The sequence below is a fragment of the Snodgrassella sp. M0110 genome (assembly GCF_016101465.1).
Lineage (GTDB): Bacteria > Pseudomonadota > Gammaproteobacteria > Burkholderiales > Neisseriaceae > Snodgrassella > Snodgrassella alvi.
Genome location: NZ_JACFQM010000027.1, coordinates 1 through 745 on the forward strand (window position 1 = coordinate 1; position 745 = coordinate 745).

The 745-nt window shown below is 34.1% G+C and carries 1 tRNA gene; it reads left to right on the forward strand.

Annotated elements, in window-relative coordinates:
- The first annotated feature begins 662 nt into the window (after nucleotides 1-662).
- Nucleotides 663-745 (forward strand) — tRNA-Leu (locus H3T84_RS11955).

Consider the following 745-nt stretch of genomic DNA (forward strand, 5'->3'; position numbering starts at 1 on the left):
CCAGGTGGCGGAATTGGTAGACGCGCATGGTTCAGGTCCATGTGCCAGCAATGGTGTGGAAGTTCGAGTCTTCTCCTGGGCACCAAGTTATTTTCTATTATCTAGTAATAGACTTCAATCTTTAAAATTCATTTCCAAAAGCAGTTCAGAATAATTTTCACTGTAGACTTCACAAAAGCTTATAAACTTTATAAATTTTGAATATCTGTATCTTAAAGATATACTTTCACATCGGCATAATTGTTTTAAATTAATGAAAATTATTATGATGGACTATATAGCGAGGGCTAAAGCTATAACGAAGTATACAAGTATAAATAATTACATTAATTCCAACTTAAGAGAAGAGAAGGGTTCCTCGAACATGCTGGGTTGAATAAACGTATTCATAATCGATTTTATTAAAGTGGTAAAAAATAGATACCTTTAAATCTAATACTTAATTAAGAAACCTAAATAAGCTAAATTTGCTAAGAAATAAACTTGAATAAAAGCAATTTAGTAAAAAAGTGATTACACTATTAAATCCAGTTTTCTTCGCTGGAAAATACTTTTCTTTGATAATCAATAGTTATAGTCTGATGTACTAGTAATACTGTTGACAATCCTGGCCAAAAATATATAATGCACAACTTCACAAGCACAACGGTGTTGGTGAATAAGCCCAGGTGGCGGAATTGGTAGACGCGCATGGTTCAGGTCCATGTGCCAGCAATGGTGTGGAAGTTCGAGTCTTCTCCTGGGC